The organism is Vibrio owensii CAIM 1854 = LMG 25443, from assembly GCF_000817815.1.
Lineage (GTDB): Bacteria > Pseudomonadota > Gammaproteobacteria > Enterobacterales > Vibrionaceae > Vibrio > Vibrio owensii.
In genome coordinates this window covers 67,678-76,060 of sequence record NZ_JPRD01000052.1, presented here as the reverse complement: position 1 = coordinate 76,060, position 8,383 = coordinate 67,678, and the positions used below count along the sequence as shown (strand labels likewise).

General features: G+C 45.6%; 9 protein-coding genes and 1 tRNA gene. 7 read left to right on the top strand and 3 right to left on the bottom strand.

The genetic code is table 11. From position 1 onward, the window contains the following. The first annotated feature begins 49 nt into the window (after positions 1 to 49). The 4 genes from H735_RS24185 (at position 50) to H735_RS24170 (ending at position 2,351) form a co-directional block, all read left to right on the top strand. Positions 50 to 126 (top strand) — tRNA-Trp (locus H735_RS24185). Positions 127 to 549: 423 nt separating this feature from the next. Further along, positions 550 to 882 (top strand): DUF1904 domain-containing protein, encoded by a 333-nt coding sequence (locus tag H735_RS24180; protein ID WP_009705549.1) that lies wholly within the window; start codon positions 550 to 552, stop codon positions 880 to 882. Between the two features lie 12 nt (positions 883 to 894). Beyond that, complete coding sequence (gene mepA, locus H735_RS24175; RefSeq protein WP_020194967.1) at positions 895 to 1,734, top strand: penicillin-insensitive murein endopeptidase; 840 nt, start codon at positions 895 to 897, stop codon at positions 1,732 to 1,734. Between the two features lie 308 nt (positions 1,735 to 2,042). Continuing rightward, entirely contained in the window at positions 2,043 to 2,351 is a 309-nt protein-coding gene (locus tag H735_RS24170; RefSeq protein ID WP_020194968.1) for a hypothetical protein, read from the top strand. A 41-nt stretch (positions 2,352 to 2,392) separates the two neighbouring features. Here H735_RS24170 and H735_RS24165 read toward each other — a convergent pair whose 3' ends face one another. The 3 genes from H735_RS24165 to rdgC all read right to left on the bottom strand — a co-directional run bounded on the left by H735_RS24165 (position 2,393) and on the right by rdgC (position 5,131). Further along, complete coding sequence (locus H735_RS24165) at positions 2,393 to 2,647, bottom strand: YfhL family 4Fe-4S dicluster ferredoxin (RefSeq protein ID WP_005445273.1); 255 nt, start codon at positions 2,645 to 2,647, stop codon at positions 2,393 to 2,395. Positions 2,648 to 2,649: 2 nt separating this feature from the next. Then, on the bottom strand, positions 2,650 to 4,050 hold the full coding sequence (gene trhP / locus H735_RS24160; protein ID WP_005440369.1) for a prephenate-dependent tRNA uridine(34) hydroxylase TrhP: 1,401 nt from the start codon (positions 4,048 to 4,050) through the stop codon (positions 2,650 to 2,652). A 166-nt stretch (positions 4,051 to 4,216) separates the two neighbouring features. Then, positions 4,217 to 5,131 carry a recombination-associated protein RdgC gene (gene rdgC / locus H735_RS24155; RefSeq protein WP_005424813.1) on the bottom strand — a complete coding sequence of 305 codons (915 nt, stop codon included), beginning with the start codon at positions 5,129 to 5,131 and terminating at the stop codon, positions 4,217 to 4,219. A gap of 224 nt (positions 5,132 to 5,355) precedes the next feature. On the opposite strand from rdgC, the gene phoB reads away from it, so the two are divergent. The 3 genes from phoB to H735_RS24140 are packed head-to-tail and all read left to right on the top strand — an operon-like array spanning position 5,356 to position 8,349. After that, a complete protein-coding gene (gene phoB / locus H735_RS24150) occupies positions 5,356 to 6,045 on the top strand; it encodes a phosphate regulon transcriptional regulator PhoB (protein ID WP_005424836.1) in 690 nt (229 codons plus the stop codon). Between the two features lie 40 nt (positions 6,046 to 6,085). Further along, positions 6,086 to 7,384 (top strand): phosphate regulon sensor histidine kinase PhoR, encoded by a 1,299-nt coding sequence (gene phoR, locus H735_RS24145; protein WP_005445279.1) that lies wholly within the window; start codon positions 6,086 to 6,088, stop codon positions 7,382 to 7,384. Then, complete coding sequence (locus H735_RS24140) at positions 7,384 to 8,349, top strand: PstS family phosphate ABC transporter substrate-binding protein (protein WP_020194969.1); 966 nt, start codon at positions 7,384 to 7,386, stop codon at positions 8,347 to 8,349. Before phoR ends, H735_RS24140 begins: the two co-directional genes overlap by 1 nt. Positions 8,350 to 8,383 lie beyond the last annotated feature (34 nt).

The following is an 8,383-nucleotide window of genomic DNA, read 5'->3' as shown; positions in this document are numbered from 1 at the left end:
CGTCCGCTCCGCCACTTATTCGAGAGTCGTCTCATTAAACACGAACAACAGGGGTGTAGCTCCAATTGGCAGAGCAGCGGATTCCAAATCCGCGTGTTGGGAGTTCGAATCTCTCCACCCCTGCCATATTCAAGGCTCTAGTCGAAAGACTAGAGCCTTTTTCGTATTTGTATCTCAAGACCAAAGCAACGGATCCCCTGATACTCAAAACAGCGCGTGTTGGGATCTGGGGTGCCAGCTCAGTCGAACCTCTGGATCGTCAGGTCTACCCCTGTCATATATTAAACTCAGACTACGCGTCCCGGCAGCAATGCTGGGGCTTTTTCGTTTCTGCGGCCTTTTCAAATTTCTCTCTGAGAGAAGGTATTTAAAGTATTTGAAGTGCAGGCTGCTCCGTAGGCCTATGAGTCATCTCTTCTCAAGTAACCTAGCAACAGTTGTGTGCCTTAAGGTATTTAGGCTTATGCATGCCTGCAAGCTCTCAGCGTGATAAGAGAGCGAGTTCCTGTTATTATCGGCGCTGAATTCTAATAATTAGGAAGCAAGTCTATGCCACATCTTCGATTTAGAGCTGTTGAGCCTCAAACGGTTCAAGCGCTATCAAAACCTCTTACCGATGAACTGCAACCATTAATGGATTGTCCTCGTGAAGATTTCACTTTCGAATACATCTACAGTACATTTTTTAGCGAAGGTGAAGTAAGTGCTGCTTATCCTTTTGTTGAGGTGTTGTGGTTTGACCGTGGGCAAGAGACTCAGAATAAAGTGGCTAAAGCGATTACTGAGCAAGTTCGTGGTATTGTCGGTGAAGATATCGATGTTGCGGTAATTTTCTCTGCACTCTCTCCTAAAGGCTACTATGATAATGGTGACCACTATTAAGGAATGAGCGTGATGAAGCTGAGTCTTTCTTTTTGTTTAAGTTTTCTATTCTCAGCTTCTCTTTATGCTACTCCGTGGGAGCAGGTCTCTGGTCCCACAAATAACACATCCTCCTCTATCGGCAGTTATGCTAATGGCTGTTTAGATGGTGCTTCTCCTCTCCCGCTTGATGGTATTGGTTATCAGGTTTTACGCAGTAAAACGAAGCGTTACTATGGGCACCCTCACACGATAAGCTTTGTTGAAGAGTTAGCGAAAAAAGCCAATCAAGATCTCAACACAACGTTACTTATTGGGGACTTATCCTTAGCTCGCGGTGGACGTTTTTCTTCTGGTCATTCTAGTCATCAAACTGGCTTAGACATTGATATATGGCTTCGTTTAGCTGATGAGCCACTATCTTATAACGAGCTACAATTGCCGAAGCCAATGAGTGTTGTGGATCTAAAAAAATACCAGATCCTAGAACATCGCTGGGAGAAGCGACACTTTGAAATTATTCGTAGTGCTGCTCAAAGTGAGCGTGTCGCTAGAATCTTTGTTCATCCAGTGATTAAAGAGCAGTTGTGTAAGCAAGAAGCGAGTCGTGAGCGTGCGTGGTTACGTAAAGTTCGTCCTTGGTGGGGGCATCATTACCATTTCCATGTTCGGTTAGCTTGCCCTGCTTCCAGTCTGAACTGTGTTAATCAAGCTCCACCTCCTATGGGAGATGGCTGCGGTGCAGAACTCGCAAGTTGGAAGCCTAAATCTCCATCCCCAAAAGCGACAAATAAAAAAAGTACGCCTTCCCCAGCTAAGAAAAATAGAAAGCTCACTCCTGCCGAGTGTGCACCACTTATTACGATGAAATGAGTGGGTAAGGTACTGCCGTATCTCGGTTATGAAACTGGAGAATCATCACACTTTTGTCTACAGTGAATAATATTAGTATAAAAAACAACCTAAGTTATCTAGAGGGCATTGTATGAATGTTTTTAAGAAACAGTGGTTTATGGTAGTAAATTCCATTTTCTTTGTTTTTGAATAGAACTAATTCGCACGACTCTCTGATTGCTTAGTTTCGTGTCTGTCAGTTGGTTATGGAAGTGGCTTCGCAGACAATATTAATAGGTGGGCTGAGTGGCTTGTTGCCCGTCGAAGAGTAAATCAAGGACAAGACCATGACGATGATTTGTGCAAAAGAATTTGCGGGATGGCTGAGACACAGATTTAGCGGTGAAGATACGGGTGTTTCTATTTCGAGAGATGATATCAATCATCTTACTGGTAGGCAGCGTTTGGACCCTGGGTTTGTTAGTGATGTTCATTATGAATTAATGCAGTATGGAATGGCATTCGTTACTGACACTAGCAGGGAAAGTTTTTATTTAGTGCCTGTTTCAAATACTTCAGACTGGCGTTCTCGTTTGGAGTATCACTTCGAGAAAGAGCTGTTTTGTAATATCTATCCTATCGAAAAATCGGGTTAAAAAAAGGTTCAACTTTGTCGGCAAAGTTGAACCTCTTTCGATTACGCTAACCCTTGAATAATCACAAACTTCTCTAGCAATTGCTCTTCAGTCTCTACATGATTTGGGTCGGTAATAATGCACTTCGTAATTGGACACACTGACTGACATGTTGGTTTTTCGTAGTGACCTTTACACTCTGTACATAGAGCAGGGTCAATTTCGAAAATGCTGTCACCCATAGTAATTGCACCATTAGGGCACTCTGGGTCACACATATCACAGTTGATGCACTTATCGGTAATAAGTAGTGCCATGATTACTTACCAGTTGGGTTACGGGTATCCTGACCTGCATTTAAGTTACGCATTAACAGACCGTATTCTAGATCCATGTCTTCTGGAACTGGGATAAATACGAAGTGACCGTTACCTTTTGCGTCTTCAATTGATTCTGACTTACGGTTTTCCATCGCTTCTAGCGTGAAGATTACGTTGCCTTTTGGCGTCATTAGTTCAAGGCTGTCACCAACGATGAACTTGTTCTTCACTTCAACTTCAGCCATGTCACCACGACGTTTGCCAGTGAATTCACCAACGAACTGCTGAGCATCAGATACAGAGTAGCCGTAATCGTAGTTTTGGTAGCTGTCGTGAGTGTGACGACGTAGGAAGCCTTCTGTGTAACCACGGTGAGCTAGGCTTTCTAGCGTACCCATTAGGCTTTCATCAAATGGACGACCAGCAACTGCGTCATCAATCGCCTTACGGTAAACCTGAGCCGTACGCGCACAGTAGTAGAAAGACTTAGTACGGCCTTCAATTTTAAGAGAGTGAACACCCATCTTAGTTAGACGCTCTACGTGTTGGATTGCACGCAGGTCTTTCGAGTTCATGATGTAAGTGCCGTGCTCGTCTTCGAAAGCCGCCATTTTTTCTTCTGGACGGTGACTTTCAGAAAGCAATACCACTTCGTCAGTTGGTTTGCCGCGACCGATAGTCGTTTCAGGGCGTTCGTCAGCGACTTCGATTGCTTGAGCTTCGTTTGGATCGAATGCTTCAACAATTTGGCCAGCGTCGTTTTCTTTGCCTTCTTCTACTTTGTATTCCCAACGGCATGCGTTAGTGCAAGTGCCTTGGTTAGGGTCACGTTTGTTGATGTAACCAGACAGTAGGCAGCGACCAGAGTAAGCCATGCATAGAGCACCGTGAACGAAAACTTCTAGTTCAGTTTCAGGACAGTGCTCGCGAATTTCTTCGATTTCTTCTAGAGAAAGCTCACGAGAAACGATCACACGCTCAACACCGTTAGCAGCCCAGAACTTCACAGTTGCCCAGTTTACTGCGTTCGCCTGTACAGACAGGTGAATTGGCATTTCTGGGAACGCTTCGCGAACCATCATGATAAGACCTGGATCAGACATGATAAGTGCGTCTGGGCCCATTTCTACCACTGGCTTTAGGTCACGGATGAAAGTTTTAAGCTTAGAGTTGTGCGGTTGGATGTTACATACCACGTAAAGCTTTTTGCCTAGGGCATGCGCTTCGTTGATACCGATTTGTAGGTTTTCGTGGTTGAACTCGTTGTTACGTACGCGAAGGCTGTAGCGAGGTTGGCCAGCGTATACTGCATCTGCGCCGTAGGCGAATGCGTAACGCATGTTTTTAAGGCTACCTGCAGGAGACAGTAGCTCTGGTACGAATGCTTTCTCTGTTGTCATTGCTCAATTCTCTTAGTATCTGATCACAAGTCAGGCCAATTCCACCTCATGGAAATGGGGCGCAAATTTTACGTCAAAATGTGACCTGTGACTAGGAGAATTATGGTTTAGATAAACAAACGCCCTCAAAAAAAGTGAGGGCGTTATGGTTAATCTTTGTACGAAATTAAGCGTTAGGGTTTGGTAGACCGCCCAATGCTTCGTATAGATTTGGTAGGAAAGCGCTGAACTCGCCACACATTAGAGAGAAGTCTGCGTCGAATCGAGCGGCTTGATCTTCGCGTGGGATGTCATCGTTTTGGTCTTTTAGTTCATCAGAGAACTTTAGACGTTTGATGCCAGAATCTTCTGCCATGATGAATTCGATACGATCTTGCCAGTTCAGTGCTAGCTTCGTCACCACTTTGTCTGCAGCGATGTGATTACGGATTTCATCGGTTGTCAGTTCTTGCTTCTTACAACGAATCACGCCGCCTTCTTCTAGCACAGACTTAAGCTCTGCTTCATCCATCATAGAAATGCCTTGTGGCGTATCACCGGTTTTCACCCATTCAGTTAAGGTCGTTTCGATCGCAACTTCAGGGATTGCTGGTACAACAGGTAGGCTACCCATTGTTTTACGCAATAGTGCTAATACGTCTTCTGCTTTCTTGTAGCTGCTTGCATCAACAAGGATGAAGCCTTCTTTTGGCATGATCAGTACGTAAGTGTGGCTGCTGCGGCTGAATGCACGTGGCAGTAGGTCCATTACGATGTCATCTTTCAGGTTGTCTTTCTCTTTCTTCTTAAGAGGACGACCTTCTTGTGCTTCCATTGCTTCTACTTTTGCGTTTAGTGAATCTTTGATCACTGAAGCAGGCAGCATCTTCTCTTCTTTCTTAGCGCAAATCAGAATGCGGTTTTCAGAAACGTGCGTCATCATGTCGCCATTTCTACCCATCGCGCTAACCCAGCCAAACTTTTGTTTATCTTGGCTGCCACAAGGGGTGAATCGGAACTCGGCTAGTTGAGTTTCCAGTTGATCGGCGTTGAAGTTAACCTCGCGGTTAACGCGGTATACCAGACAGTTTTTAAACCACATAAATCTTCTCTAGGCTTGATGACAAGGGACTAATCATAGGGAATTTTCCCGGCGTTGTCCTAATTGAATTGAAAAAGATCATGATGAATCTCAAAAGAAAGTTATATGAAAATTTGTTTTCAAAGGTCACAAAAGTGTCATAATTGGTAGTAATAATGCTTATGCATAGAGGGGCGCTTTGTCCTTTAAATTCATTAGCTCAACTAACATAAGGTTATTCAATTATGTCTAGAAGGATTCTGGTTGTTGAAGACGAAGCTCCGATTCGCGAAATGCTATGCTTCGTGCTTGAACAGAAAGGTTATCAAGCAGTAGAAGCAGAAGATTACGACTCTGCGGTAACCAAGCTGGCTGAACCCTTCCCGGATTTAGTGCTACTAGACTGGATGCTACCAGGTGGCAGTGGTATTAACTTCATCAAACACATGAAGCGCGAAGAGTTAACTCGCAACATTCCCGTTGTAATGCTGACAGCTCGTGGTGAAGAAGAAGACAAGGTTCGTGGCTTAGAAGTTGGCGCGGATGACTACATCACCAAACCTTTCTCACCAAAAGAGTTGGTTGCTCGCCTTAAAGCCGTTATTCGCCGCGTAACACCGACTGCGCTTGAAGATGTGATTGATGTACAAGGTCTGAAATTGGATCCTGTTTCTCACCGCGTGACTGCAAATGATGAAGCGGTTGATATGGGACCAACAGAGTTCAAAATGCTGCACTTCTTCATGACACACCAAGAGCGTGTTTACAGTCGTGAACAACTGCTAAACAACGTTTGGGGCACCAACGTGTATGTAGAAGACCGTACCGTTGACGTACATATTCGTCGTCTGCGTAAAGCGCTTGAGGCGGCAGGTCACGACAAACTCATCCAAACCGTTCGTGGCGCAGGATACCGTTTTTCGACGAAGGCATAACATCGCTAGCAGCTTATCAATACCATTTCTGGAGTAATGAGTGGTTGAAAGATTAACTTGGAAAAAGCTGGCCTGGGAGCTGGCTTTTTTTTACACCCCCTGGGTGATAATAGGTTGGATATTCGGTTATATGCCGTGGTTGCTTTTGGCGGCCACGGCTTTGCAACTTGTATGGCATTTGCACAATCAGGTGCGCTTGTCGGCTTGGTTGTGGGATGAAAAGCGTCTTACGCCACCGTCAGGTAGTGGCAACTGGGAATCGTTATTCAACGGTTTATACCGCTTACAACAACGTCAGCGTCGTAAGCGTAAAGAGCTTACCAATTTGATTCGCCGTTTCCGTAATGGTGCTGAATCGCTGCCGGATGCGGTGGTGGTGTTTCGTGCTGAAGGTAACATCGTATGGTGTAACAAGCTCGCGCAACACCTTTTGGGTTTCCACTGGCCGGAAGATTCTGGGCAACCTATTTCTAACCTCATCCGTACTCCAGACTTTATTAAGTACATCAATAAACAGGACTTCTCAGAGCCGCTAGAAATGCGCTCACCATTGAATGTCGAGCGAATGTTGGAACTGCGTATCGTACCTTACACCGAAGGGGAACACCTGATGGTGGTGCGTGATGTGAGCCAACTTAAACAGCTTGAAGGTATGCGTCGTAACTTCTTCGCTAACGTATCTCATGAGCTTCGTACACCGATGACGGTACTGCAAGGCTACCTTGAGATGACGGAAGATCCAGACATGATTGTTGGTCCAATGTGGACGAAAGCGCATGGGGTGATGACAGAGCAGCTCAACCGCATGAACAGCTTGGTGAATCAGCTTCTGACGCTGTCTAAGATTGAAGCGGCACCAATGCATGAGTTGGAAGATGTGGTCAATGTTCCTAGCATGTTAGAAGTGCTAGAGAAGGAAGCGGTAAGCTTAAGTGGCGATGATCAACATCAGTTGAAGTTCGATGTTGATTCTAGCCTGCGCGTGCTCGGCGATGATGACCAACTACGTAGTGCGATCTCTAACTTGGTGTACAATGCGGTGAAATACACACCACCCGGAGCACACATTAACGTACGTTGGTATCAAACTGCACAAGGTGCTTGTCTAGAGGTTGAAGACAGCGGTGATGGTATTGAGCCGCAACACTTACACCGATTGACCGAGCGTTTCTATCGCGTCGATAAAGCCCGCTCACGAGATACCGGCGGCAGTGGTCTTGGCTTAGCCATCGTGAAGCACGCGTTGAGCCACCATGACTCTCATCTCGAAATTTACAGTGAAGTTGGTGTCGGCAGTAAGTTCTCCTTCATCCTACCAAGTCGTTTGGTGGTGAAGTAATGAGTGTTGTATCCAAAGCTATTAAGAAGATCACTTTAGCCACGTTGATGCTTTCCTGCGTGGCTACTGCACAAGATAAACCGCTGCCGAATTATCAAAAGACAACGGGTATTGCGGGCAACTTATTGTCTGTCGGCTCGGATACGTTAGCGGGCATGACCACGCTTTGGGTGGAAGAGTTTAAATCTATCTATCCGAACATTAATGCTCAGGTACAAGCGTCTGGCTCATCGACTGCGCCGCCGGCGTTAACAGAACAAACTGCGCAATTCGGGCCAATGAGTCGCTCTATGCGTATGCGTGAGATCGAAGCGTTTGAGCGGGTGCATGGTTACAAACCAACGGCTCTTCGTGTTGCGATTGATGCGATTGGTATTTTTGTGCATCAAGATAACCCGATCAAAGGGCTTAATTTCCATCAGTTGGATGCGATGTTTTCCGCGACTTTACGCTGCGGAGAAAGTGAGTTCATCACCAACTGGCGTGAGTTAGGCATCAAAGCTGAGTGGGCAAAACGTAACTTGCAGCTGTTCGGGCGTAACTCAGTATCAGGTACGTACGGTTATTTTAAAAGTAATGCCTTGTGCGGCGGCGATTTTAAAACTCGTGTGAATGAGCAACCGGGATCTGCTTCAGTCGTGCAGTCTGTGGCATCAACGATCAGTGGTGTAGGTTATTCAGGCGTAGGCTATCGCGTGGCGGGTGTTCGCTTAGTACCTATTGCGAAAACTGGCACAGATTACGTTAGCCCTGTGCGTGAAAATATCATTTCAGGTAAGTACCCACTATCGCGCTACCTCTATGTATACGTGAATAAACATCCGGATTATCCGTTAAGCCCAATTGAAGCTGAATTCATTCGCTTTATGTTCTCAGCCCAAGGGCAAGCGCTAGTTGCGAAAGGCGGTTATGTTCCTATTACTGCCGATTTCGCTGCAGAGGAATTAAAAAAGGTCGGTTTGTAAGCCGACCTTTTTCTTTATCTCATTGAGTTCGTAG